The following is a 26,516-nucleotide window of genomic DNA, read 5'->3' on the forward strand; positions in this document are numbered from 1 at the left end:
AAGCACCGCATGGCAAAACATTAATAGCCAAAGATCAGTTAGAAAAAGGGATTACAACGATTTCAACTTTTTATTGTTTCTTTGTAATAATATTGCATAAATACTATAGCTAATTTTTCATTGAATGAATTTCACCAATTTTGGCAGGTACCTACTTTTATTGAAAGCGGTATTTAGAAAGCCCGAAAAGTTTAAAATATACTTGAAGGCCATCTTTAAACAAATGGATTTTGTAGGTGTAGGCTCTCTTGGGCTTATTGCTATCATTTCTACTTTTATAGGAGCGGTAATGACACTACAAATTGCTTTCCAGCTAGTTAGCGACTTCATTCCTAAAACCATTATTGGCTCTGTAAATAGGGACTCCAGTATTCTTGAGCTTAGTCCTACCATTACTGCAATTGTTCTGGCCGGTAAAATCGGATCTGCTATTTCATCTGAAATTGGGACAATGCGCGTTAGTGAGCAGATTGATGCATTAGAGATCATGGGCATTAACTCTCCCGGTTATCTGATACTTCCTAAAATTATTGCAGGTATTACCATGGTTCCTCTATTGGTAATTATGTCTATGTTTTTAAGCATTACCGGCGGATACATTGGCGGAACTTTATCTGGAGCGGTTTCTCCTGCCGAATACATCCAGGGTATCACTACCGATTTCAATCCATACACTATTACCGTTGCACTTGTAAAGGCTTTTGTATTTGGTTTTATCATAACATCTGTTCCTGCGTACGAAGGTTTTTATGTGAAAGGTGGCGCCCTTGAAGTTGCCCAGGCAAGTACCAGAGCTGTGGTTGTTAGCTGTATAACTATATTGGCATGTGATTACATTGTAACCCAGTTATTATTATGATTGAGATTAAGGACATACACAAATCGTTTGGCAGCAACAAAGTACTACAGGGAATTTCCGGTAAGTTTGAAGCTGGTGTAACTAACCTGATCATTGGAGGCTCGGGCTCCGGTAAAACTACTTTACTTAAATGTATGATCGGCTTGCATCATCCTGAACAAGGAAGTGTGGAATACGATGGGCGTGAGTTTACTTCGATGAATTTCGAAGAAAAGATAGAGATTAGAAAGGAAATAGGGATGCTATTCCAGGGATCGGCATTATTTGATTCGATGACTGTTGAAGAGAACATTATGTTTCCCTTAAATATGTTTACAGATCAGGACCGAAAAGAAAAGCTGGAACGCGTAAATTTTTGTCTGGAGCGGGTAAATCTTGAAGGAAAAAATAAACTTTTCCCCGCTGAACTTTCTGGTGGTATGAAAAAACGTGTGGGTATTGCCCGCGCTATTGCCATGAACCCGAAGTATTTGTTTGTGGATGAGCCCAACTCAGGCCTTGATCCAAAAACTTCGATTGTAATTGATGAATTGATTAAAGAACTTACTGAAGAATACAATACAACAACCATAGTAGTTACCCATGACATGAACTCTGTTATGGGTATTGGGGACTATATTCTTTTCTTGCACGAGGGCAAGAAATTCTGGGAAGGATCTAACAAAGAGATTGCCCATACTGACATTCAAGAACTAAATGATTTCGTTTTTGCAAGCCGATTTATGAAGGCTGCAAAAGGAAAGTTTTAATATATTATTATGATAAGCCTGCTAACACCCACGCATTGGAAAGATTATGAGCTGATTGATTGTGGTGATTTTGAAAAATTAGAACGTTTTGGCAATCTGGTATTATCCAGACCTGAGCCGCAAGCCGTATGGAAAAAAACCTTGTCCGAACAAGAATGGAAAAAACAAATTAACATCCGATTTAAAGGTCGTTCTGCAACTTCTGGAGAATGGATTAAGAGTGCCGCACACTTACCGGACCGATGGAATGTTGAGTACAAAAACGATGATGTAAGCATTAATCTTCGCTTAGGATTAACCTCATTTAAGCATGTGGGTGTATTTCCTGAACAAGCAGTGAATTGGGATTACATCTCTTCGTCAATAAAGAAATTTAAAACCCGAAGCCCTAAAGTATTAAACTTATTTGCATATACAGGAGCCGCTTCTTTAATTGCTAAGGCTGCCGGAGCAGACACAACCCATGTGGACTCCATTAAACAAGTAGTAAATTGGGCAAACGAAAACCAAGAGCTTTCTAAACTTAAAGATGTACGCTGGGTGGTTGAAGATGCCTTAAAGTTTGTAAAAAGAGAACTTAAACGCGGTAAAAAATATAATGGGATAATACTAGATCCTCCGGCCTTTGGTCATGGCCCGAATGGCGAAAAATGGAAACTGGAAGACCATATTCAGGAAATGATGCAGGATGTTGTACAATTGCTTGATGAAGAAGAACATTTCCTGATCTTAAATACTTACTCATTAGGTTTTTCTTCCGTTATCGTAGAGAATCTAATTAAAACTTCATTTCCTCAGGTTAAAAATCTTGAAACTGGAGAATTGTATTTGCAGGCAACCTCGGGCATTAAATTGCCTTTGGGAGTATTCGGCAAGTTCAATACTTTTAAATAAACAATATAAATAAGGCGCTGGGACCTAAACCAGCGCCTTCAAACACACTTAAACCCAGTAACACCTTACTGCTTAAGTTTCTTTCGCTGTTACGCAATTACAGCTAATTCATTTGCTATCACTCTCCAATTCTCATTTTCTGGAATACCAGGTTTACGTTTTCCAAAAAACTGAACAATGATGTTTCCATCTTTATCAAATACCTCTATGCTGGTTACAATACCGTCATCTGTTGGCTTTTTAACCAGCCATATATTTGCAATGCCATCTTCTCTAAGGTGCATGTTAAATTCTGTATCCAAAACATTAAACCACGGACCCGTTTGAAGAAGCTTCTTTACAAGACCTGTATGAATCTGAATGCAACCAGGGTTTGAGGTAAAGACCATTATTTCAAGGTCTGTTTCTGAGGCTTTGGTTAAAATTGCTTTTAAAGAATCGGTTGTAATTTGTACGGCATGGCCTTCTGGTGCCAAACGCAAACCCTGTGTACGACTTAGTCCATAACCTCTTAGTAAACCATGAAAATCGTGCGTATCCTTTAATGCCAACCATTCCTTTTTAAATGCTTCTACATCAACTTCCAGATCTGGCTTTTCTTCTACAACTGTTTTCTCTGTAACTATTTCTAGTTCAGCAGTCTGATCTTCTGCAGTATATTTTTTAACCAATGCACTATAGGCATCCGTCTCACTCTTGTCTGTTAAATAGATCTTATGTATAGCCTCACCATCTTTACCAAAAAACTGCAGACTTTTACGGTCATTCTCATTAACCGCAAATGCCGATTTCCATGCACTCATAAACAATCTCAAATCGATATCAGGATTTACAGCCAATCCCATCATGCCTTTAAAAGAAACTTTTTTATAGATTCCTTTCCGTTCATGAACACAAAAGTCGTTACGCGTCAAAGCCATTACATACCCTAAACTTTCAACATCTTTTAAGATTTCCTGGAACTGATCCTGCAAACGGATAGCCGTTGAATTTACAGTTGTTGCAATTAACTCCGCTTCGCTGGCACCAAGTTGCTTTGCTGCATCTCTGATACGGACTTTTGGGTTTTCTATTTTAAATGCTTCCCATTGGCTTTTTAAATCTAAAATCTTTTCCATTTTATCCTATTTTATTAATTCGTTCTATTTTTAATTCACTTTGTAATTATCTCTTTTAGCTAACACTTGTTGCTGGTATAACAAGCGGACAATTGTAATCTTCGCAGGCCATAAGCTTTACTTTGATACTAAAAGTCTCGTGAATATTGTCGCAATTGATCACTTCTACGGGCATCCCTTCTGCAACCTTTTTTCCATTTTTCAGCATCAATATTCTATCTGCAAAGCGCGATGCATAATTGATATCATGCAATATGCAGATGACACAATATCCTTTGTCGGCCAGTTTACGCGCCAGTACCATAATCTGTTGTTGAAACTGAATATCCAAACCGTTTGTGGGCTCATCTAATAATAGGCAAGCATTTGGGTTATCATAAACCTGAGCAATAACCCTGGCCAACTGGACTCTTTGCTGCTCTCCACCTGAAAGCGTGTTATAATCGCGGCCCGACAAATGACTTATTCCTGTATCCTGCATCACTCTTCTTACTACTCCAAAATCATTAGAAGCAGGTTTCTGATCAAAATGAGGATAGCGTCCCATCATCACCAGTTCATCAACAACAAAAGAAACAGAAAGGGTATTGTGCTGGGAAAGCACAGCTCTTGCCTTTGCGAGATCTTCGAGCCTATAATTCATCAACTCTTTTCCTTTAATAAAAACTTTACCTGCTGATGGTCTTATTTCTCTGCAAAGCAATTTCATCAAAGTACTTTTACCAGCTCCATTAGCACCCAAAACAGCAAGCATTTCGCCTGAATGAGCTTCAAAACTCAAACCATCAACCAGCTTTCTATTTCCTACTTTATATGTCAGTTCTTCTACTCGGATCATCTACAGGTTGTTTTTATTTTTCTCAGAAATAATAATATATATAAACACAGGCACACCAATCATTGCAGTTAATATCCCTATAGGAAGTTCTGCAGGTGCAACTATAGTCCTTGCAATCAGATCCGCCCCAGTTAATAAAGCGCCACCCAATAATGCAGAGCCTGGAATTACAATTCTATGATCTGCAGTAAATGTCATCCTTATTATATGCGGAATAATTAGCCCTATAAATCCGATAATTCCTGCCATGGCTACAGAAGCACCTACGGCCATAGTGGCAAGGATAATGATCATCCGTTTAACTACTTTAACATTTATACCCATATGCAATGCCTGAGATTCTCCAAGTACCAATGCATTTAAAGATTTGGCAAAGAACGGAAGTATGATAATAGGGATTAAAACAAATGGTAGCAATGCACTTACTGTTTGCCAGCTGGCACCCCCTAAACTTCCAAGGTTCCAAAAAGTAATGTTTCTCAATTGTGCATCGGTTGCAAGGTAAGTCATTAATCCAATAAATGAATTTGCCAATGCATTTATTGCTAATCCTGCAAGTAATAAAGTTGTAATAACGGTTTTACCGTTCTTCATCGCAATGCGATAAACCATCATTGTTGTAACACCGGCACCAATAAATGCTGCAATCGATAAAGCGTAAAAATTTAACGTACCTGTAAGATTCTTAAAAATATTGATTTCGAGCACAATCATAATTACAGCAAATAATGTAGCACCAGACGATATTCCTATTAAACCAGGCTCGGCAAGCGGATTACGAAACAGGCCCTGAATAACAGCACCCGAAACACCCAATGCAGCTCCAATAAGACTACCTAATAATACTCTTGGCAAACGAAGGTTAAAAAAAACAGAAGCCTGTTGCGAAGTAAAACCCTGATGGTCGGACAGCCTTGTATGGTAACTTATGATAGATAACAGTTCCGAGAAACTGATATCTACAGCACCAATGCAAGAAGAAAAAACCATTATTACAATCAGAATTACCGAAAGCAACACAACAATATATCCTGTTTTTTTGATCACCCTTGTGTTCTATTTTACCGCTTCGTTAATTTTACCAGACAACTCAGATATTGCCTTACCCAAGCGCAAGCCGAAACCTGTTAACAAGGTTCCGTCCATTGTGATAAACTTCTTGTTTTTGCCCGCATTTGTTTGCGAGATTCCTTGAACAGTTTGCAAACCTTGTGTACCGCCCAAACTTTGCAAACCATCATCAAACAACAAAATCACATCCGGATTGGCTTTAACAAGTGCTTCGGAGGTTAAGGGTTTGTACTCAGAAAATCCTGTAACTGCATTTTGTGCTCCGGCTAGTTCAATTACTTTATCAACCTGTGTACCTAAACCACCAACCATCATTGTTCCGGTGCCACGGGCATAAATAAATAAAACTTTAGCTTTTTTATGGGTTATTTGTTTTTGAGCGGATGCTACTTCGGCATCGAATACTTTAATTAAGGAATCTGCTGTGGCTTGCTTCAATAAACTATCACCAACTGAACGAATTAAATTTATAGTTCCATCTACAGAAAACTCTTGTTTAAACAAAAGCAGTTTAATACCAGCAGTTTTAAACTGCGCCGCAAGTTGTGGAGATACTTCTTTATCCATTGCAACAACTATATTAGGTTGAAGCGACAAGACACCTTCAACATTAATCTTACTATTATGACCAACCTTAGGTCTGCTTTTCAGGCTTTCTGGATAACTGCTTGTTATATCCGTTCCTACTATATTTTTCTCCAGGCCCAATCCGGCAACTATTTCACTTATAGTCCCATTCAAAGAAACGATTTTCACACTATCCGGCAATTGGTTGCCTGTGTTATTTTCGGTAGTGTTTCTACATGCACTAAACATGGCTACAGCTACTGCAAGCATTATTATTTTTTTCATAATCAATGTTTAAAAAGAGGAGCTTTCGGGGGGCCGAAAGCATCCTTATCTAACCAAACTAAACCAAACTTTTATCCTTTTTTAACTAGCTTATATTCAACCACTGGCTTACCACGAACCCCGCCATCACTCGCATGAAAACTATTAAATTTCAATTTGTATATGTTACCGGCACCATCTTTAATAAGATAAAATGAATCGGTTTTTACACCTATAGCAGTACCGGTAGTATTTCTCCACTTATCCCCAATTACATCTCTGTTTGAACTAAATGTTGAAGCGCTAAGGTTTGACTCAGAAAAATTCGCATAACTTACTACCGAAGTTTTAATTTGAGCTACCTGAACACCATTAAGACTATTCGTGAACACTATATCAGAAAAACCATAAGGAAAAATACCATCCTCATTTGTTCCATAATACATGGTCCAGGTCCAAACTAAATCCCAGTTGGTTTTTACAGGCTCAACATTTACTGTTTTCCCATCACTAAGAGAGAAAAAGCTATAATTAGAATTTGCATCTTTAACAATATCAACAGATTTAAAAGTAGTCTCCTTAAGCTTAGCATATTGTAAAGTATATCCGTTTGCCTTACGCAAAACCCTTACTTTATAAACAGTCTCTGCACTTATTACCGCGGTGTGGCTACCACCAACCGGACTAACCAGATATACTTTGTTTTCTGAATCGGTTGCCGAAATGGTTTCAATTGCTGTCTTATTCAAAATACTAACCTCTCTTGGATCATCAAACTTCTTAAATTCCATTTCTCCCTTAGCTCCTGTTTCACCTAAAGCTATTGTTAAGTCTGAAAGATTAAAGTCTGCTTCAGTTACTGCATTTAAGTCTGTCTTATTTATTTTTTTCGCCGATGCACCGGATGTCCCATTCAAAATTACTTTAAAATCATTACCAGAATAGAACCCTAATGTCCAGCTATTACGAAGCACTGCTACTTGCTGAGCTCCACTTAAATCTACATAAACGCTATTCGCAGCACTACTGCCTGCTTCAGCTCCGGCTATTCCATTTAGGGTAAGCGTTGTTCCCTCAGACACTGGAACCTCGACTATAGGGTCATCATCTTTACTGCAAGAAGCAAAACTTATAGTAAAACATAATAGGGCAATGAGTTTTGTAATTTTATTCATGATTTTATACTTGTTATAATTAATAATCTAATTCCTATCCCAATTAAAACTTAACCCTAATACATATGAGCGCCCATAATTTAAGGGTACAGGTCCACCTGTTGAATGTGCCGCACCAGTTGCAACTGATGTACTGCTAATGGTAGTTACGCCAAACAAATTTTTAACCCCGGCATTCAGATTAAGCGATTTAAGTATCTTTTTATTGATCATCAGATCTGCATTACTATAAGAACCGGTTCTTTCAAGTGAAACCTGCTCCGTTCCATTGTTATTATTTAACTGATAAAAAGGTCGTCTTCCTGAAAACTTATAGGCCAGATTTATAGTTGTCCCTATTTTAGAAAAGGCATAAGTAATATTGCTGTTAACTTCGGGTGTCCATGCAAATTCATCAGACTCACCAGGTTTTGGAGCATCGGCCACAAACCGATTGTTAATGCCGATATAAGAAAGCCCTAGCGAAATCTGCAAACCATTAATTATCAGGGTATTTTCAAAAGTTCCGCCGGTCGTTTTATATCGGGAAATGTTTATAAGGGTAGTAATTGTAGGGTCACTGGCAGACAGTCCAAAATCTATTCTGTTTCTAAAAGTGTTATAAAAACCACTTATAGCTGAACGGAAGTCTGTATTTTCATTATCGGATTTTGTAAAAGTAAGCGATCCGGTGAAACTATGAGATTGTTCTGCTTTAAGATTTTTATTTCCTAAAATAGAGTGGCTGGCATCAAAAAAATCATAATATAATTCGCGTAACGCAGGCGAGCGGAAACCATTAGCATAGCCAAAACGCAAATCAAAATCTTTGTTTAACCTGAATTTTGTATTAAGAGAAGGAATTATAGGGGGCGCATCATAAACCGAGTTCTTAATAAAGCGGGCACCTGGCCTTATAGTTATGGCATTTGTAACTTTCCATTCAGATGATATAAAAAAAGCGTAATCATTAATGGAAGGATTTCCTTTAATTCTTGCTCCACTTGAACCATCTAGATTAATCTCTACACCTGGTTGAAAAGACAACTGATCTGATAACCTATATTGCGCAGTTGCACGAATAGATGTTGATTGGAATTTAGATATATCCTGTTCACCCACACCGCCAGAAAGCTCTTCTTTCCCCGTAGAATAATCATGCAAAACGCTTTGGGTAGCACGCTTTAGATTTGAATAGGCCAGTATTCCACTAAGCTGTAATTTATCTGTTAATTTATAATCACCCTGTAATTGCTGGGTATATCTATTCGTGATATATTTCTGATTAACCGATTTAAAAATGTTTGGGTTATAGCCACCTTTGCTCAAAATAGTTTCATCAGCATAATCTATTCGGTACCATACATTAAATTTATCACCATTGTAGCCCAGACGGCCATTCCCCAACCATTGTTCTTTTGGTTTCCACCTGTTTATATCAGCGGCAATCTCTGCCGAAGTCGCTAAAGGAGGGGCACTTTTAAAACCATTAAAATCATTATGTGTTACCCCGGCAAGAATGCTCCAGCCTTTGCTTTGCCAGCTGGCCCCAACATTTTGTAAGTGAGCACCTTTTTTGCTGAATGGCGAATATTCATCTCCCACAGTTTCCTCCTGCACCCTCGCATTGAGGCTTATTGTTTCTTTAATAGCTCTTTTTGTAATGATATTGATTACACCGGCCAGCGCATCAGTTCCATAAGAAACTGAAAGTGGGCCTTCTACTATTTCTATCCTATCAATAGAATTGATGTCTATTTGGTTTAAGCTTTCTCTGGTGTCTGTCCGGTCTATCATTGGTACACCATCTAATAAGATTTTAACATTTCTGCCCGACATTCCCATTAACATTACATCACTGGTTCCAAGGGTCATATCGTTAGAAAACCTGAAACCTAACTCAGTATTTAATACTTGTTGAATATTGGTAGCTGCACGCAGGCGGATACGTTCTGAATTTATAATACGCGTTCTGTACACAGAATTCCTTAACGACTGAGGTTGATATTCACCCGTAACCACAACTTCCTTTAACCCATTAACGGCTGTGTCAGCTTTCAACTCTTTACCTGCACTTTTATCCTGTGCCTGTATTGTCGAGCCAACTAAAATCATCACCATTAATAGTAAACCAATTCTCATTAAACGATCTATTTAGAATAATTTTAAATAACATCGCAAGTATAAGAACTTATTTAGATTAATTACAAATAATAAATAGAAATATTTTAATTAACCCTGATAACCAGCTTTTTTATTAATCAGGAGAGTGGTATACTTGTAAAGTTTTACATTACCATAAAAAACAAGTATAAAAAATGAAATTACCTCATCTAGCAGGGATGCTTTTAGTCGGAATGGCTTCAGTTGGTGTATTTACAAGCTGCACCTCGGACGTTAAAAAGGCCAATGGCCAAACAAAAAACGCTCCTGGCGATTCGACAGCAACCGAAACGAAAGAAGATTTGCGGGGACCGATTGACACTGCAAAGTATGATGCAATTATGGCAAAATTAGCCAATGGTGATACAACTGGTAAATGGCCGGTAAAAAAACAACCCTACCCACTTGCAGGCGCTATATTACCATTTAAACGTATTGTTGTTTATTATGGAAACTTACATTCTAAAAAAATGGGAGCTCTTGGCGAATATGCTCCAAAAGAAATGTGGAAAAGGTTAGATGCCGAAGTGAAACATTGGGAGAAAGTTGACCCTAGCACTCCGGTACAGCAAGGATTACATTACATTGCTGCAGTAGCAAGTGGTACACCTGGCAAAGATGGTAAATACATTAACCGTATGGCCAACTCACAGATTGACTCTGTATTAAGCATTGCTAAAATGCGCCCTAATACTATAGTTTTTTTAGATTTACAGGTTGCTCTTAGTAACATTAAAGCTGAATTGCCTCATATAGAAAAATACCTTCAGTTACCTTTTGTACATTTAGGTATAGACCCTGAATTTTCTATGAAAGATGGTTCACTTCCAGGCAAGAAAATCGGAACTTATGATGCTGCCGATATCAACTATGTTTCTCAGTATCTAACTAACATGGTAAAAAAATACAATCTGCCTCCAAAAGTATTTGTAGTTCACCGCTTTACCAAAAAGATGGTTACCAACTCCCAAAACATAAAACTTCACCCAGAAGTTCAAATTGTAATGCACATGGATGGTTGGGGCGAGCCAGAACTTAAAAAAGGTACATACCGCCACTTCATATTCTCTGAGCCTGTTCAGTTTACCGGCTTCAAATTGTTCTATAAAAATGATTTGAAAAAAGAGCCTAAGCGCTTAATGACTCCAGAGGAATTAATGAAATTAAAACCTGTTCCTGTTTACATTCAATATCAGTAAAACAGCATAAAGATTTAACTAAAAGAGGACATTTAATGTCCTCTTTTTTTGTTTTAGACTAGTAAGAAAACGACACTTTACTTTCCGGATTTTCAAGTTTCGTACTTTTACGTTTTCCTTTTACGGTTGCATGAATCATATTGATTTGTGAATCGCGTTGCTCAAAGAGTATGTTGTTTTGAATATCCAGTTTCTCTATGCTTTCTACTTTTTCACTTTCAAAGTAACACCATGCTGCATCTTCTTCAATCTGATAACCAAGATATTCTAAAGTAAGTAATTTGGTATTGGCCTTAATTTCCAGATGACTTTTAATGTAATCGGAAATCAGCATATCCACTTGCTTACGATCCTTAGGTTTCAAAATGTTTATGGTAGTTTTATACTGTTTATCAAGGGCATTTTCAAAATCATCAAAAAATATACGAACACTTACCTGAACAGTCTTTGTTTTTTGGCTATGATTTATCTCAGTTACGCTAACGTAAAACGGATGAAATATATTTAACCAAAAAAATAAAATAAGTTGTAACATTTTGTATAGATAAGTATTAAATAGAATATTTCTTGCTATTCTGTATTCAAAATTACAACTTTAAACTATAATGCAAGATTTCAATCTTTATTTTGATCTTGGCTGGCACCACATTTTAGATTGGAAAGGCTACGATCATATACTTTTCTTACTTGCTCTTTGTGGTATATATACCATCTCCGACTGGAAAAGAGTTTTAATTCTGGTTACCGCATTTACCGTTGGCCATAGCATTACTTTAGCCCTAAGTGTATTAAATGTGGTGCACGTAAATACAGCACTAATAGAATTTTTAATTCCGGTTACAATTATGGTAACCTCATTGTCTAATATCTTTAATAAAAAGCCCAAGCCAAAAGCAATACAACTAAAATACACATTGGCACTTGCTTTTGGATTAATACATGGTATGGGCTTCTCTAATTACTTAAAAAGTCTGCTTGGTAAAAGCACCAGTATTGTAATAGAATTACTTGCATTTAACCTGGGCCTGGAATTTGGGCAACTACTGATCGTTTTTGGTGTGCTTATACTTTCCTTTATCCTTATAATGATTGTAAAAATTAAGAAATGGGACTGGACTTTCTTCCTCTCATCGGCTATATTTGGGATATCATTTGTAATGGCTGCCGAACGGCTCCCTGCAATCCTTAATTAACAAAATGAAAAAACTGTTACTGTTAGCCGCCTCATTGATTTTTAATGTTGGTATATACGCACAATCATTAAACAATCCGGGTTCCAACCATGGTAATAAATTCGAACAGCTTGGAACTATGATTACCGATCCAAATTATTATCGTTCTGCATCCGGCGCACCTGGACCTGCCTATTGGCAACAAAGGGCAGATTACGAGATCAATGCTGAACTGGATGAGAAAAACCTTAGATTGAATGGAGCTGAAACGATTACTTATTATAACAATTCGCCTGATCCTTTAAGTTATTTATGGGTACAGCTTGATGAGAATCAAAACAAAGCCACAAGCGATAATAAGCTTACCCAAACCAGCAAAATAAAAGAGAAAATGACATTAGATGACTTCTCCGATATTATTGGGCGGAATGATGATTTGGGTGTTAAGATCATTAAAATTACTGATGAGAAAGGCAGCCCTCTTCCTTATGTAATTAATAATACTATGCTACGGATTGATCTGCCGGTAGTACTTAAACCTAAGGAAAAGTATAAGTTAAAAATAAGTTGGAATTACAACATCTCTGACCGTAAGATTGTTCACGGAAGAGGTGGTTATGAATATTTCCCTCAGGACGACAATTATCTGTTTACCATTACACAATGGTTTCCACGCATGGCTGTGTACTCTGATTTCCAGGGATGGCAGAATAAACAATTTGAAGGCAGAGGAGAGTTTGCTCTGGTTTTTGGGAATTACAAGGTAAATATGACTGTTCCTGCTGACCATGTGGTTGGCGCAACAGGTGAATGCCAGAATTATCCGCAAGTTTTAAGTGCAACAAATCTAAAGAGATGGAATGAAGCACAAACAGCAAAAGCCCCGTTGGAAATTATAAATCTTAATGAAGCTAAATCGGCCTCGGCAAAAAAGAGCACTGCAAAAAAGACCTGGACTTATGTAGCGCAAAATGTAAGGGATTTTGCCTGGGTATCTTCAAGAAGGCTGGTTTGGGATGCTATGGCTACCTACATTGATGGTAAAAAAACTATGGCCATGTCGTACTATGGCCCGGAGGCTTATCCAATATACAGTAGGTATTCGACCAAAGTTGTGGCTCATACTTTAAAATCGTATTCTAAACATACCATTCCTTATCCCTATCCGGTGGCAATATCCGTTGAGGCCTCAAATGCAATGGAATATCCTATGATTTGCTTTAATCATGGCCGTGCAGAAAAAGATGGGTCCTATACCGAATCGCTTAAATATGGCGTAATCAGTGTGATTATGCATGAGGTTGGCCATAATTTCTTTCCAATGATTGTAAACTCTGATGAAAGGCAATGGACCTGGATGGATGAGGGTTTAAATACTTTTTGCCAGTTTATGGCAGAGCAGGAATGGGACAATAATTATCCTTCGCAAAGAGGTCCGGCTCACAAGATTGTAGATTACATGAAAATGCCGAAGGATCAGCTAGAGCCTATAATGACTAATTCAGAGAATATTGTAAATTTTGGGCCTAATGCCTACGCAAAACCGGCTACAGCACTGAATATTCTAAGAGAAACTATAATGGGCAGGCAGCTTTTTGATTATGCTTTTAAAGCGTATGCAAAACGATGGGCATTTAAACATCCTACCCCTGCCGATTTGTTCAGAACAATGGAAGATGCTTCGGCAGTAGATCTCGACTGGTTCTGGAGAGGTTGGTTCTTTGGTACTGATCCTGTTGATATTTCATTGAACGATGTACGCTATTATCGCATGAATAGCATGAAACAAGCAGTTGAAAATACTGAAAGCAAGAAAGCATATGACAAAGACAATAAGTATCTGAGCAGGGAACGCAATAAAGATGAGGGCGTAAAATTTGCGATAGAGCAAGACACAAGCCTGCTGGATTTTTATAATAAATTTGATCGCTTTGAGGTAAGTAAAACTGCGGATGAGCAATTTCAAAACTACTATAATTCCTTAGGTGATGAAGAAAAGAAAATCTATGAAAGTAAAAAGAACTTTTATGAGCTTGAGTTTTCTAATCTGGGCGGTTTAGTAATGCCCCTGATTATAGAATGGACATTTAAAGACGGCAGTAAACAAACTGATAGAATTCCTGCCTATGTATGGAGAAAGAATGAAAATAAGGTAACCAAAGTTTTTGTTAAGGATAAAGAGGTCATTTCAGTACAATTAGATCCTAACAGAGAAACTGCTGATATAGATGAAAGTAATAATTCCTGGCCAAGAAAAAGCCAGCCTACCAGGTTTGAATTGTTTAAGGAACAGCAGATGCCTGCAACAAACCCGATGCAGCAATCTAAAAAACAGAATTAATTAAAAAGCCATCTCGCGATGGCTTTTTCAAAGATACTAAAACAAAAAACTATCTATTTAGACTTCTTTTTCAAGAGGTCTATTTCCTTTTTAAGCAGCTCAATTTCTGCTTGCTGCTCTTTAATTGCGGCTACAAGTACAGGAATCAGATTCTCTGATTGTACCTCACTATATCTGGCAACTTTTGAGTTGTTCTTGCCCTGATCATACATTTTTGTAGCCTCATAAACCATAGCCGGATATTCTGATTGGACACTGCTTGCCAGGAAGCCGTATTGTTCACCAGCTGGCAATTTAAGATGCTTATACTTTTGTACATCGTATTTAAATGTAACAGGTTGCAGGTTTTTTAAGTGTTCAGTAGAATTAGAAATTTTATCTACGTTAACTTTTAATTCTTGTTCTTCAATTTTTTGTGCATTTACTGACAATGCAGCTGCGCTAAATAAAATGCCTAATACAGCACCTTTTGATACTAAAGGATATCTCATAAAATAAAATTATTGTGTGAAATTTGAATTTTGATTGTAATGTATTTTACAATCAGATTTCTGGAGGGGGGTATGGTAGTGCAATAACTGATGTAACCGTACGCGATGCAAAGATATTATTAATCCTTTTTGAGGTTAATACATGTACCAGATCAACTGTTGGCTGATGAATAAAAACATCGTCTGTAAGTTCAAGGTTTTTCAGCTCTTTTTCTTCCTCTGAATTTTCAGAGTCCTGATCGGTATGGTGGATTGATACAGTTTGCTTATGATCGATTACCATAAATAACGAGACGTGCTTTACCAGCAAAAATGAAAGTAAAATAAGAATGCCCGTTAATCTTCTAAACATAAACTAAATAGTATCTATCCTTTAATCTCGATATGCAATGCGACAAATATATTTATCTGATTCAAAATCCAAGAATAATTAAACAGAATATGACAAAAATTTAATGATAAAAACCACGAAGATCAGGATGTTAGACTTAAAATAGGCCTAACTGTCCCTTATCGTCAATTTCTATATCATTAGGATTAGTGATCTCAAACTTAATTTCTTTTGCCGGGGCCTCTTTTTTCACCTCCTGGCCTTCATTAACCTCTGGCTTTGGTTTAGCCTCATCTTTAGCTGGGCCTTTTTCCTTTAGCTCTTTTTCTGGTGCTTTAGGTTTTCCCCAGGTCTTTTTGGGCTTTTCTTCAATTACTTCCTGAACAGGGGTTTCTTCAACTTCCTTTATTACTTCCTCCTTTGTAAAAGGGGCTACCTCCTGTTCTTCAATTCTGCTTTCTTCCGTTTCTATGAGGTCTTCTTCTCGCCCGTCAATTATTGCTTCTTCCGTTGTCTCAACAATAGTATCTTCATCGGATAGTACTTCATTCGAAGACGTGTCTGATGCAGTATTCTTGCTTTCTAAAACTAATTCGGGTTCTTCATTATTAGAAATGCTCAGGTTCTTTACCTCATGCTGGGTAAGCCTGTTTCCATTGGCTTTTATTCCCTTTACATCAATAAACTCTGCCAACAGAATTTCCAAAGTTTCAGGAATTTGTGTTTTGCCTTTAAGTACATCAACCGTTAATACCGCTTCAGGATTACTGGTCAGGTAAAGGAATTTTGAACCGTTCTCTTCACTAATCAGGCTACCCTTTTTCCCCACTGCAATTGATTCAAATACAAATCTCTTGATGAAGTAATTTTTAGCTTTCCCTTCGTATTGTACAACAGTAAATGGTTTTTCAGGATCAAACTTCTGAATTAGGATCAGATCAGCATCAAAGTGATTGCTCAATTCAAAAGTACTCAGTTCGTACCATCCTTCTTTATGGACCTGCAATATTTTATCGTCGCCATCAAATTCGCCAAGGTATTTACCTCGCCCATCAACATTAAGCCTTCTAAGTAAATCATCATACCAGATTTTAAGACCAGAAAGTGTTGATACTCCTTTTGTTTTTAAAAGAATCTTTTTGACGGGATATTTAGATACAATATTCCCTTGTGATCCCCGCCCTTTAATGGCTATTTCAGCAAAATCCAGATCAAACTGAAGCTTTTTAAGCTTGGTATGTGGCTTTAATTGTACAGTAACTATTTCTGCTTCGCCATTAAGGTTTGCCGTAAAATATAATACTTTAGAGCCCTTACTTCCCTTGGTTAGATCATACTCCTTATCACGGGTCACTCCTACTACTGCAAATCGCTTAATGTATGAAACCCCGCTTGCCCCATCTTTATAAATCATATTGTAAATGGTCCGCTCATCTCCTTTTTTAAAGACCTGAGCATGAAGAATTCCTTTACCAACAAAGGTTTTATCAGCTACTTTAGTGATAATGCATTTACCATCTTCTCTGAATACGATGATTTCATCAATATCAGAACAATCAGCTACAAATTCATCCTTACGTAAACCAGTACCAACAAAACCATCTTCACGGTTCAGATATAGTTTCACGTTTGCCAAAGCAACTTTAGATGCCTCTACCCTATCAAATAGGCGGATTTCCGTTTTACGTTCTTTACCCTTACCATACTTATCTCTAAGTTTCTGGAACCAGGCAATAGTGTAATCAGTTAAATGCCTAAGGTGATTTTTTACAACTTTGATCTCATCTGTCAAAGCTTTCATCAGATCATCCGCCTTTTTAACATCAAAGCGGGTAATACTACTCATCGGTTTATCAATAAGCTTTTTGAAGTCTTCTGGAAGTATCTCTCTGTACAGACTGGGTTTAAATGGCTCAAACAAAAGATTCAATACCTCAACAACTGTTTCAAAATTACCAGAATTCTCATAGTCAGCATTCTTATACATGCCCTCCTGAATAAATATCTTTAGTAATGAGCTAAAGAATATTCTTTCCTGCAATTCATGCAACTTAATTTCCAGCTCTTGCTTTAATAGATTCTTGGTATTTTGGCTATTCTCAATAAGAATGTCGTTGACACTCAAAAACTGAGGTTTATCATCCTTAATAACACAAGTATTTGGAGAAATTGAAACTTCGCATGAAGTAAAAGCATATAAAGCATCAATGGTTACATCAGGTGAGATACCAGGCGCAAGATGGATGACAATCTCCACATTTTGTGCCGTATTGTCTTCAATTTTTTTAATCTTGATCTTGCCCTTATCATTAGCAGACAATACACTATCTATTACAGAACCCGTTGTTGTACTGTATGGTATTTCAGTTATTACAAGTGTTTTCTTATCCTTTTCTGTGATTTTTGCTCTCACCCTGATTTTACCTCCACGCATACCTTCGTTATATGCAGAGAAATCGGCCATACCGCCGGTAAAGAAATCAGGAAGAATATTTGGTCTGTTTCCTTTTAATGATTCAATAGATGCATCAATAAGTTCCAGAAAATTATGCGGCATAACCTTCGTAGCCAAACCTACTGCAATACCCTCTGCTCCCTGAGCTAAAAGCAACGGAAATTTAACCGGCAATGTAATCGGTTCATTATTACGACCATCATAACTCAATTGCCAGGCTGTAGTATCAGGATTAAACACTACTTCGTTTGCGAATTTAGACAAACGTGCTTCAATGTAACGGGCTGCTGCAGCACTATCCCCGGTTACCGGATCACCCCAGTTTCCCTGGCAATCTATCAGCAATTCCTTTTGCCCTATTTGTACCATCGCATCACCAATAGAAGCATCACCGTGTGGGTGATATTTCATGGTATTCCCAATAACGTTAGCGGCTTTATTAAAGCGCCCGTCATCCATCTCTTTTAAAGAGTGCATAATGCGTCGCTGAACCGGCTTTAAACCATCATTGATGTGTGGAACCGCGCGATCAAGAATTACGTAAGATGCATAATCGAGGAACCAGTTTTCATAAAGCCCATTGATAGGGATTACAGTATGTTTACTTTCTTCGTTTATGTTGTTTTCTATTTCGTCGCTCATCAAAAAAGGATTGGATTTTGTAAATATAAGGGTTGGAATGAAATATTAAGAACAGAAGTTTTTAACAGTTCTTAGTTAATAACCTATCTTTTCAGCTTAATGGGCTAGGTTTTCATAATTTTTCAGCATTATTTAATGAATTGCTGTTTTATCTCTCCAATCGTTCTTCAACAAACACAAAAGGCAATAAGTTTTTAATCCCCTTTACTTTTATTATTTCACCTCCCATACAGTAAAAAAGCACTTCAATCTCCTGCTTTTGTTTCTGCTCAAATTCAGCCATTACCTGTAAACATGCACCACAAGAAGTAACAGGTTTTTGAATTACAAAGTTACTGCTTTTTGCAGTAATTGCCATGGCTTGAACAGCAGCTTCCGGATAGGTAGCCCCAACAGTAAACAGAGCAACACGCTCGGCACAAAGTCCCGAAGGGTAAGCCACATTTTCCTGGTTGCTGCCGGTAACAATTTGCTCATTGCTTAACTTTAATGCAGCACCTACCTTAAAATTTGAATATGGTGAATATGAAGATTTTAATGCCTCCTCGGCCTGTAAACATAACTCCTGATCTGACGCACTAAGCTCATTTAAGGACTTGAAAGTTTGATAACTAACAACAAATTTTTTCTGATCCATATTTAAACATACGTAATTTTATAACAATAGATTAACAACAATTTTATCCCTTGATTTAAACAATTTAATTATTTAGATTGTAGATATAAGTAAGAAGCCTAATTTTGACGCTGGTGGCATGGTTTTAGTACGGAAACCATAGTTTTAAAACCCTATTAAACGCATTTCAATTGAATATATATATTCGTAAAAGTCTTAAAATCATCCTTTGGGTAATCGCCAGTATCATTCTGTTAGTTGTCCTTATTGCACTTTCTCTAAATATTCCGGCAGTACAGAATTTTGTAAAGGACAAAGCGATAAACTACCTAAAAGACAAAACCAAAACGGAGGTCAGTCTGGAAAGCATAAAAATTGCACTTCCAAAGGATGTAGTACTTAATAAATTCTATATTGAAGATAGAAAGGGGGATACCCTTCTCTATGCGCAAAAGCTTGCTGTCGACATTAGCTTATTTAAACTCCTAAGCAACAAAGTAGAGATTAATAACATTTCACTTCAAAAAATAAGAGCTAATGTCTCTCGTGTAAACCCTGATACAGCATTCAATTTCTCTTTTCTTGTTGATGCATTTATGTCTGAACAGAAAAAACCGGAAGAAGAAGTTGCAAATGACACTACATCTACCCTCAAATTCTCTATCGATAAGGTGTCATTTAAAGACATAGGTATCGCTTATCGGGATGATGTTGCCGGTAATGATGTAAAATTAAACCTCGGTGAATTTGCGGCAGATATTAAAGATTTCGACTTGGATAATCAACATTATGTGATTAAATCTCTGGCCTTAAAAAACACTGGCTTAAAATACCTGCAGCAAAAACCGCTTACACAATTACAGGCTCATTTAGAGAACAGCTTAGATACAGCAAAAGCGGAATCAGGAAAACTGCCACTTGTAGAGATTCAGGATTTTGCTTTTAACAATATAAAAATCGGTTTCGACGATCGGATTTCTGGTATGAAAGCAGATGTCGATTTAAATAAACTGGCATTAACCCAGTTGTTTATTGACCTTACAAGCAGCAATTATAAAATTGAAGATGCTAAATTAAATGATACCAGGATAAACTTTAGTTCGGCAACAAATAAGGCCAATGTAAATGTTAATGACCTATCATTAAGCAAGCTTTTGGCTGATGTTAAAAATGGAAACTATAAGATAAATGATGCAAAACTGAATAAATCAAATATCCTGTTCGCATTAAAGCCAGCTAAACCAGTTAAAGATACGAAAGTGGATACTGCAGAGAAATCTTCACCCTTGTCTTTACTCGTTAACAATATAAGTTTAACTGAAAACAGTGTTCAGTTTGATAACCTTGCGGCTAAACCAAGCAAGGGAATGGATTTCAACCATTTAAAATTTACGGATCTTACCTTACTTGCCGATGCCCTTTCTTATAGTAGCACAGGTATAAAAATAAACGTAAGGGAAGGTTTTTTTAAGGAAAAAAGCGGTTTTCAATTATCTAAACTAAGAGGCGATGTTGTGTATTCCGATAAAGCAATTAAGGTGAATAATTTCTTATTGAAAACACCAAACACATCAATAGAAAATGTGACTGAATTAAACTACTCCTCACTGGATGACCTGACAAAACATCCGGAAAAAGTAAAACTCTCAATTGTAGTTAAAAACACTACTATTGGCTTAAAGGATGCAGTTTACTTTAGCGATGCAGTTCCAGAGAACTACAGAAATGAAAAGATAAAAATTAATGCCAATGTAAGTGGCTACATGAATAATCTTATCATTCCAAGGCTACAAATCACAGGGCTAAAAAGTACCAGCATCGATGTTAGCGGTAGAATAAAAGGGTTGCCTGACATGAACAAGGCCTATTTTGATATGAATATCAAAAGGTTTTCGATGACTAAAAAAGATCTTTTGGTAGTTATCCCCAAAAAAACCTTGCCAACCAATATTGAACTACCTAATGCGATTGTTGCAAATGGAAAATTTACAGGCTCAATGACCAATTTCAACACCGGTTTTAACATCAATACCGACATGGGTTCAGCTAAGTTATTAGCTAGTATGAAAGGTCCTAAAGGAAAAGAGAGTTACATTGCAAATGTAAACCTGAATAACTTTAATGTAGGCAGATTACTCAAACAGCAGGCTCAGTTAGGCAAAATTACCGCCAAAGCAAGTGTGAAAGGAACCGGGCTTGATCCCAAAACTGCTTCGGCACAATTTAAAGCACAGCTAATCAGTGCATACTACAATAAATACACCTATAAGGATCTATTTTTAACCGGCAATTTTAAGCAACAAAAATTGAATTTGAAAGGCAATATGGCCGATACCAATTTAAATTTTAATCTAACAACACTGGTAAATATTGCAGGTAAATATCCTGCTGTTAAAGCAGACTTGGATTTAAAGCAAGTTGATTTGCAGAAACTAAACTTTAGTCCAGGCGAATTTAAGTTAGCCGGTGCAATTAATGCCGATATAAAAACTGCCGATCCTGATTATTTAAACGGCGATATCTTTATAAATAGCTTGCAGGTGGTCAAAGACGGACAACGTTTTAATGTAGATACCATTATTGTACATTCTGAAGCAAGTGAAACACACAATATGCTTACACTTCGATCTGAGTTTATGCGAGCCAAAATAGATGGCAAGTATCAACTTACCAATATCGGAGGTGCTGTAATTAATCAGATCAACAAATACTATCAATTTGGCGAGGTTACTAAAATACCTGATCAACGGTTTAGATTTTACGTAAACTTCTACAATCCTAAAATACTTCAGAATTTCGTACCTGAGCTAACCACTTTTGCTCCCTCCAGAATGAATGGACTAATTGATACTCAAAAAGATAGTTTACTTATGAACGCTTCTTTCCCTCAGGTAGTTTATGAAGGTTATAGAATTGACAGCACCAGGCTCAATGTAAATAACACGGATCAGAAACTCAATTACAAACTGCAAATAAAAAGTTTCCAGAGCTCTGCAGCCAATTTGTTCAACAGTGAAATTAGCGGTGAGGCAATGAATAACAACCTTGGCCTGAATATCTATTTACGAGATAGTAAGCGGAAAGACAAGTACATTTTGGGTGGTATTTTTAAATCAATCAATAAAGACTATCAATTCAGCTTAGACCCTCAAAAACTTTTGCTTAACTATGAAAAGTGGGCTATAGCACCTCAAAATTACATTCAGTTTGGTCAGTCAGGTATTATAGCCAATCAGTTTAACCTGAGCAAGGGCAATCAGCTTTTAGGAATTAATAGTACCGATACAGTGGCCAACTCTCCTTTAAAAGTTGAGTTTAAGGATTTCAGAATAGAAACGCTTACTAAGTTTGCAGAAACAGACAGCTCATTGCTGGGGGGTACTATAAACGGCACCGTTGATGCAAAAGAACTCTTAGACACACCAAAATTTGAGGCAAACCTAACCATAGATAGGCTAAGATATTTAAAAGATGAGTTTGGAACTTTGCGTGTTTCTGTAAATAACAATACTGAAAATGCATATGAAACTAATATAGCTCTGTCAGGTGTGCACGAGTTACGAGCTAACGGATTTTACTATACTTCGCCACAAAGCGCACTTGACCTTACCTTAAATATTGATAAGATTGATCTAAAAGCGATACAGAGTGCTTCAATGGGTCAGATAAAGAATGGATCTGGCACCATATCTGGAGAATTATCAATTAAAGGTCCACTTGATGCACCTAAAGTTTTAGGCGACATCAAATTTAATCAGGCCGCATTTACGGCAACTTACGTGAATTCCTATTTTAGAATGCCTAATGAATCTATCAGTTTTACTGATAAAGGGATAAATTTTAACAGATTTACCATTATTGACTCTCTAAATCAAAAAGCGGTAATTACTGGCAGTATCCTTACAACCGACTATAAAGATTTCCGGTTTAACATGGATATGAGGACAAACAATTTTAGGCTAATAAACTCTACCGCTGCTGACAATGATATGATATACGGCACTGTTTATGTAACAAGTACTATTAAGGTTCGTGGCGATCTTAATCAACCTGACGTGGACATGAATGTTAAAGTTGAAGATAAAACCAAGTTCTTCTTTGCTATGCCTCCAGATGATCCTTCGGTAATTGATCAGGAAGGCATAGTGCAATTTACAGATTTCAGCGCACCTCCTTTTAATGGCAAAAAGGCATTAAACGTAAGCGACTCCGTAAGCAAATCTCCTATAAAAGGACTTAATTTGAGTGCCACTATTAATATTGATCCGGATGCTGAATTGAATGTAGTAGTAGATCCTTCTAATGGTGATGCATTAAAAGTTAGAGGAGAAGCTTCTTTAACAGCAACTATGGATCCGAGTGGAAAAACCAGTTTAACAGGAAGGTATCAGGTGTCTGATGGTAGTTACAACCTTACTGTAGGACCTGTAAAGAAAGATTTTAAGTTGCAACAAGGCAGCAGTATTGTTTGGACCGGTGATCCTACATCAGCAAATGTAAATTTAACGGCATTATATGAAGTAAATACTGCTCCAATCGATTTGTTGGGCGACCCAACAATATACGAAGCAAAAACCAAACTCCCTTTCCAGGTGTACTTGATGATGACAGGTGAATTGTTAAAACCGAACATTAAATTCAAATTGGATTTACCAGAGAATGAACGGGGTGCAATTAATGGAACGGTGTATGCTAAATTGCAAAACGTGAATACAAACGAAAGTGAGCTGAACAAGCAGGTATTTGCACTATTAGCACTCAACAGGTTTATTGCAGACAATCCATTCCAAAGTCTGGCTGGCGGAACTAGTGTTTCCTCCATTGCTCGCTCAAGCGTGAGTAAACTACTAACAGAGCAACTAAATAACCTTGCATCTGATTTGATAAAGGGTGTAGACATAAACTTTGGTTTAAATTCATCCGAAGATTATTCAGCCTCAGGCAGCAAGTCTCAAAAAACAGACCTGGAAATTGGTTTATCTAAAAAACTGTTAAACGATCGCTTAATTGTTACCGTGGGTAGTTCTTTTGGATTGGAAGGACCTCAGCAGCAAGGTCAAAGCTCAACCAATATCGCAGGAAATGTTAATGTCGAATACCTGCTTTCAGCCGATGGAAGATACAGATTAAGGGCTTACAGGCGCAATCAGAATGAAGGCGTAATTGAAGGACAGATCATTGAAACAGGGCTGGGTTTTGCTCTGGTGGTTGACTACAATAAATTCAGAGAGGTTTTCCAGAATTTCTCTAAAAAGAAAAGATTTAGAAATGAAGAGAGGCGCAGAAATGAAACTACAAATTAGATCCGGCTTATTTATCCTTCTGTGTTTGTTTTTTGGCGCCTGTAGCAGTACCAAAAACCTTAAACCAGGCGAGGTGTTATACACTGGTGCCGAGATAAACATCAACCCTGATTCCACAGAAAAAATTGATAATCAGAAAGAGGTTAAGGGCATTTTGCTTGCTAAAACACGACCTAATCCTAATAAATCAATTTTAGGAATAAAATTTAAACTTGCTATGTATAACCTGGCCGGAGAGCCAAAAAAACCAAAGGGGTTAAAACACTGGTTGCGTACAAAGGTGGGTGAACCTCCTGTGTTATTAAGCGAAGTCAAAATCCCTTATAACAACGCGGTGCTTAAAAGCTATTTGATTAGCCAGGGATATCTTCAATCTGATGTAAATGGAGATACTGTAGTTAATGGCAAAAAAGGCAAAGCACTTTACACTGTAGTAACTGGTGCGAGATACAAAATTAATAGCGTTGAATTCCCGAAAGACAGTACAAGTATTGCAAATATCATTAATCAGAATAAAGACAAAACGTTATTAAAAGTAGGTAACAACTATGACCTTGAAACTTATAAAAATGAGCGAATAAGGATAGATAACGATTTAAAGGAACAAGGATATTTTTATTTTAGTCCTGATTATTTGTTAGTCCAGGTAGACAGTACGGTAGGGAAACATTTGGTAGACATCAGGATAAAAGTAAAAGATATAGCTCCTGATGCAGGCCTTAAACCCTTTACCATTGATAAAATCAATATCTACCCCAATTATTCTTTAAGAAGAGATAGTGCAATTAAAAATTCAACTCCCGAAGTATACAAAGATTTCAATATTTATGATCCAAGACATACTTACAAATCGGGGTTATTTGATCGTTTGGTTTTCTTTAAAAAAGACGAACTGTACAATAGAAGAGACCATAACCAATCATTAAATAGAATGGTTAACATAGGAGTTTTTCAGAATGTTAAAGCAGAGTTTCTACCTGTAGACAGTTTTAGGAACAATAAGCTAAACCTTAACATTTTCCTTACTCCGTTAAAGAAAAACTCTCTTTCATTCTCGCTTACCGGCACAAGCAAATCCAACAACTTTGTTGGATCAGAAGCTAAGCTAACACAAACTACCCGCAACCTTTTTAGAGGCGGAGAGCAATTGGATGTAAGTGTGAGCGGAGGTTTTGAAACTCAGGTTAGCGGACAGGCTAAAGGGCTAAATTCTTATTCGTTTACCACTGAAGCGAAACTCACTTTTCCAAGATTTATACTTCCTTTCTTTGATTTCAATAGTACCAATGCATTTATCCCTAAAACAATTGCATCACTGTCATATCAATCACTAAACAGAGGATCTTTATATGCTCTGAACTCTTTTAAAGGAGAGTTTGGATATAACTGGAAAGAGAATTTATACAAAGAGCATAACTTTAATCCCATATCAATAAACTACGTAACCTCTAATGTAACAAACGACACAGTAAGGAGGGACAGCTTGTTCAGTGCAAATCCAGGCTTAGAAAAGAATCTGGAACGTCAGTTTATTATAGGAAGCAATTATAGCTTCACATTTACCAATCAGATGGAAGATTTCAGAAGAAACAATATCTATTTCAATGGAACCCTCGAAACCGGTGGAAATGTATGGGGCTTATTTGCCGGCAAAAACAATGAAGGTAAAAAAACGGTATTGGGCATCCCCATTAATCAATTTATACGCGTTGAAACAGATTTTAGAGATTATTATAAAATTACAAAGAACCTCACTTGGGCAAGTCGTTTAAATCTTGGGTATGGATATGGTTATGGGAACAATACATCCATTCCTTTTGTACGCCAATTCTTTGCAGGAGGTAGTAACGATATCAGAGCATTTGCTGCCAGGTCACTAGGCCCTGGATCTTATAGACAGCTTAACCAAACAATAAGCTATACCGACCAAAGTGGAGATATAAAAGCAATGATTAACACAGAATTTCGCTTTAAATTGTTCAGTATTCTGTATGGAGCATTATTTGCAGATGCAGGTAACGTTTGGTTAAGAAAAGAAGATCCATTGAGACCAGGATCAGGATTCAATTTTAAAGATGCCCTGGATGAAATTGCCGTCGGCACTGGTGCAGGTCTGCGGGTAGATGCATCGATCTTTGTAATCCGCTTAGACGTTGCCTTCCCTATCAGAAAACCTTATCTAGAACCTGGCAATCGTTGGGTAATTGATCAGGTTAATTTTGGAAGCAGCGCCTGGCGTAAAGAAAATTTAATCTATAACATAGGAATCGGGTATCCTTTTTAATATTG

At 37.1% G+C, this 26,516-nt stretch carries 19 protein-coding genes; 8 read left to right on the forward strand and 11 right to left on the reverse strand.

Annotation, left to right across the window (positions count from 1 at the left end):
• The first annotated feature begins 124 nt into the window (after positions 1-124).
• The 3 genes from CPT03_RS14220 to CPT03_RS14230 are packed head-to-tail and all read left to right on the forward strand — an operon-like array spanning position 125 to position 2,502.
• Positions 125-859, forward strand: a complete 735-nt coding sequence (locus CPT03_RS14220; protein WP_099439468.1) for an MlaE family ABC transporter permease — start codon at positions 125-127, stop codon at positions 857-859.
• Entirely contained in the window at positions 856-1,608 is a 753-nt protein-coding gene (locus tag CPT03_RS14225) for an ABC transporter ATP-binding protein (protein ID WP_099439469.1), read from the forward strand. Before CPT03_RS14220 ends, CPT03_RS14225 begins: the two co-directional genes overlap by 4 nt.
• Positions 1,609-1,617: 9 nt before the next feature.
• Positions 1,618-2,502 (forward strand): class I SAM-dependent methyltransferase, encoded by an 885-nt coding sequence (locus CPT03_RS14230; protein ID WP_099439470.1) that lies wholly within the window; start codon positions 1,618-1,620, stop codon positions 2,500-2,502.
• Between the two features lie 89 nt (positions 2,503-2,591).
• Here the strand turns inward: CPT03_RS14230 and CPT03_RS14235 are convergent, their stop codons facing one another.
• The 6 genes from CPT03_RS14235 to CPT03_RS14260 all read right to left on the reverse strand — a co-directional run bounded on the left by CPT03_RS14235 (position 2,592) and on the right by CPT03_RS14260 (position 9,656).
• Positions 2,592-3,620 carry a hemin-degrading factor gene (locus CPT03_RS14235; protein ID WP_099439471.1) on the reverse strand — a complete coding sequence of 343 codons (1,029 nt, stop codon included), beginning with the start codon at positions 3,618-3,620 and terminating at the stop codon, positions 2,592-2,594.
• 55 nt (positions 3,621-3,675) lie between these two features.
• Entirely contained in the window at positions 3,676-4,458 is a 783-nt protein-coding gene (locus CPT03_RS14240; protein WP_099439472.1) for a heme ABC transporter ATP-binding protein, read from the reverse strand.
• On the reverse strand, positions 4,459-5,505 hold the full coding sequence (locus CPT03_RS14245) for a FecCD family ABC transporter permease (RefSeq protein ID WP_245869846.1): 1,047 nt from the start codon (positions 5,503-5,505) through the stop codon (positions 4,459-4,461). It abuts the gene before it with no gap.
• A 9-nt stretch (positions 5,506-5,514) separates the two neighbouring features.
• A complete protein-coding gene (locus CPT03_RS14250; protein ID WP_099439473.1) occupies positions 5,515-6,381 on the reverse strand; it encodes a hemin ABC transporter substrate-binding protein in 867 nt (288 codons plus the stop codon).
• A gap of 71 nt (positions 6,382-6,452) precedes the next feature.
• Positions 6,453-7,535, reverse strand: coding sequence for an HmuY family protein (locus tag CPT03_RS14255; RefSeq protein ID WP_099439474.1), 1,083 nt, complete (start codon positions 7,533-7,535; stop codon positions 6,453-6,455).
• Positions 7,536-7,562: 27 nt separating this feature from the next.
• Positions 7,563-9,656 carry a TonB-dependent receptor plug domain-containing protein gene (locus CPT03_RS14260; protein ID WP_099439475.1) on the reverse strand — a complete coding sequence of 698 codons (2,094 nt, stop codon included), beginning with the start codon at positions 9,654-9,656 and terminating at the stop codon, positions 7,563-7,565.
• A 176-nt stretch (positions 9,657-9,832) separates the two neighbouring features.
• Between CPT03_RS14260 and CPT03_RS14265 the strand changes: the two genes are divergently transcribed.
• Positions 9,833-10,876 carry a hypothetical protein gene (locus tag CPT03_RS14265; RefSeq protein ID WP_099439476.1) on the forward strand — a complete coding sequence of 348 codons (1,044 nt, stop codon included), beginning with the start codon at positions 9,833-9,835 and terminating at the stop codon, positions 10,874-10,876.
• A 58-nt stretch (positions 10,877-10,934) separates the two neighbouring features.
• Here the strand turns inward: CPT03_RS14265 and CPT03_RS14270 are convergent, their stop codons facing one another.
• The gene (locus CPT03_RS14270; RefSeq protein WP_099439477.1) at positions 10,935-11,411 is read right to left on the reverse strand and encodes a DUF6702 family protein; all 477 of its coding nucleotides are present in this window, start codon (positions 11,409-11,411) and stop codon (positions 10,935-10,937) included.
• A 70-nt stretch (positions 11,412-11,481) separates the two neighbouring features.
• On the opposite strand from CPT03_RS14270, the gene CPT03_RS14275 reads away from it, so the two are divergent.
• Positions 11,482-12,069, forward strand: a complete 588-nt coding sequence (locus CPT03_RS14275; protein WP_099439478.1) for a HupE/UreJ family protein — start codon at positions 11,482-11,484, stop codon at positions 12,067-12,069.
• 4 nt (positions 12,070-12,073) lie between these two features.
• Positions 12,074-14,389 carry a M1 family metallopeptidase gene (locus CPT03_RS14280; RefSeq protein WP_099439479.1) on the forward strand — a complete coding sequence of 772 codons (2,316 nt, stop codon included), beginning with the start codon at positions 12,074-12,076 and terminating at the stop codon, positions 14,387-14,389.
• 53 nt (positions 14,390-14,442) lie between these two features.
• On the opposite strand, the gene CPT03_RS14285 is transcribed toward CPT03_RS14280, so the two are convergent.
• The 4 genes from CPT03_RS14285 to CPT03_RS14300 all read right to left on the reverse strand — a co-directional run bounded on the left by CPT03_RS14285 (position 14,443) and on the right by CPT03_RS14300 (position 18,945).
• Complete coding sequence (locus CPT03_RS14285) at positions 14,443-14,880, reverse strand: tail fiber domain-containing protein (protein WP_099439480.1); 438 nt, start codon at positions 14,878-14,880, stop codon at positions 14,443-14,445.
• A 52-nt stretch (positions 14,881-14,932) separates the two neighbouring features.
• Positions 14,933-15,232, reverse strand: a complete 300-nt coding sequence (locus CPT03_RS14290) for a hypothetical protein (protein WP_157766455.1) — start codon at positions 15,230-15,232, stop codon at positions 14,933-14,935.
• 136 nt (positions 15,233-15,368) lie between these two features.
• Positions 15,369-18,308 carry a DNA gyrase/topoisomerase IV subunit A gene (locus CPT03_RS14295; protein ID WP_099439482.1) on the reverse strand — a complete coding sequence of 980 codons (2,940 nt, stop codon included), beginning with the start codon at positions 18,306-18,308 and terminating at the stop codon, positions 15,369-15,371.
• 148 nt (positions 18,309-18,456) lie between these two features.
• Positions 18,457-18,945, reverse strand: a complete 489-nt coding sequence (locus CPT03_RS14300) for a cytidine deaminase (protein WP_099439483.1) — start codon at positions 18,943-18,945, stop codon at positions 18,457-18,459.
• 170 nt (positions 18,946-19,115) lie between these two features.
• Here CPT03_RS14300 and CPT03_RS14305 point away from each other — a divergent pair, with 170 nt between their 5' ends.
• Both CPT03_RS14305 and CPT03_RS14310 read left to right on the forward strand, forming a co-directional pair.
• Positions 19,116-24,227, forward strand: a complete 5,112-nt coding sequence (locus CPT03_RS14305; RefSeq protein ID WP_099439484.1) for a translocation/assembly module TamB domain-containing protein — start codon at positions 19,116-19,118, stop codon at positions 24,225-24,227.
• Complete coding sequence (locus tag CPT03_RS14310) at positions 24,193-26,511, forward strand: BamA/TamA family outer membrane protein (RefSeq protein WP_245869847.1); 2,319 nt, start codon at positions 24,193-24,195, stop codon at positions 26,509-26,511. Before CPT03_RS14305 ends, CPT03_RS14310 begins: the two co-directional genes overlap by 35 nt.
• Positions 26,512-26,516 lie beyond the last annotated feature (5 nt).

The organism is Pedobacter ginsengisoli, assembly GCF_002736205.1.
GTDB classification, from domain to species: Bacteria; Bacteroidota; Bacteroidia; order Sphingobacteriales; family Sphingobacteriaceae; genus Pedobacter; species Pedobacter ginsengisoli_A.

Bases quoted from the DNA above. Each gene is read 5' to 3' on its own strand.
- CPT03_RS14250 (WP_099439473.1), bottom strand. From the start codon at position 6,381: ATGAAAAAAATAATAATGCTTGCAGTAGCTGTAGCCATGTTTAGTGCA.
- CPT03_RS14260 (WP_099439475.1), bottom strand. From the start codon at position 9,656: ATGAGAATTGGTTTACTATTAATGGTGATGATTTTAGTTGGCTCGACA.
- CPT03_RS14270 (WP_099439477.1), bottom strand. From the start codon at position 11,411: ATGTTACAACTTATTTTATTTTTTTGGTTAAATATATTTCATCCGTTT.
- CPT03_RS14295 (WP_099439482.1), bottom strand. From the start codon at position 18,308: ATGAGCGACGAAATAGAAAACAACATAAACGAAGAAAGTAAACATACT.
- CPT03_RS14280 (WP_099439479.1), top strand. From the start codon at position 12,074: ATGAAAAAACTGTTACTGTTAGCCGCCTCATTGATTTTTAATGTTGGT.
- CPT03_RS14240 (WP_099439472.1), bottom strand. From the start codon at position 4,458: ATGATCCGAGTAGAAGAACTGACATATAAAGTAGGAAATAGAAAGCTG.
- CPT03_RS14310 (WP_245869847.1), top strand. From the start codon at position 24,193: ATGAAGAGAGGCGCAGAAATGAAACTACAAATTAGATCCGGCTTATTT.
- CPT03_RS14285 (WP_099439480.1), bottom strand. From the start codon at position 14,880: ATGAGATATCCTTTAGTATCAAAAGGTGCTGTATTAGGCATTTTATTT.
- CPT03_RS14275 (WP_099439478.1), top strand. From the start codon at position 11,482: ATGCAAGATTTCAATCTTTATTTTGATCTTGGCTGGCACCACATTTTA.
- CPT03_RS14220 (WP_099439468.1), top strand. From the start codon at position 125: ATGAATTTCACCAATTTTGGCAGGTACCTACTTTTATTGAAAGCGGTA.
- CPT03_RS14300 (WP_099439483.1), bottom strand. From the start codon at position 18,945: ATGGATCAGAAAAAATTTGTTGTTAGTTATCAAACTTTCAAGTCCTTA.
- CPT03_RS14265 (WP_099439476.1), top strand. From the start codon at position 9,833: ATGAAATTACCTCATCTAGCAGGGATGCTTTTAGTCGGAATGGCTTCA.
- CPT03_RS14255 (WP_099439474.1), bottom strand. From the start codon at position 7,535: ATGAATAAAATTACAAAACTCATTGCCCTATTATGTTTTACTATAAGT.
- CPT03_RS14235 (WP_099439471.1), bottom strand. From the start codon at position 3,620: ATGGAAAAGATTTTAGATTTAAAAAGCCAATGGGAAGCATTTAAAATA.
- CPT03_RS14290 (WP_157766455.1), bottom strand. From the start codon at position 15,232: ATGTTTAGAAGATTAACGGGCATTCTTATTTTACTTTCATTTTTGCTG.
- CPT03_RS14225 (WP_099439469.1), top strand. From the start codon at position 856: ATGATTGAGATTAAGGACATACACAAATCGTTTGGCAGCAACAAAGTA.
- CPT03_RS14230 (WP_099439470.1), top strand. From the start codon at position 1,618: ATGATAAGCCTGCTAACACCCACGCATTGGAAAGATTATGAGCTGATT.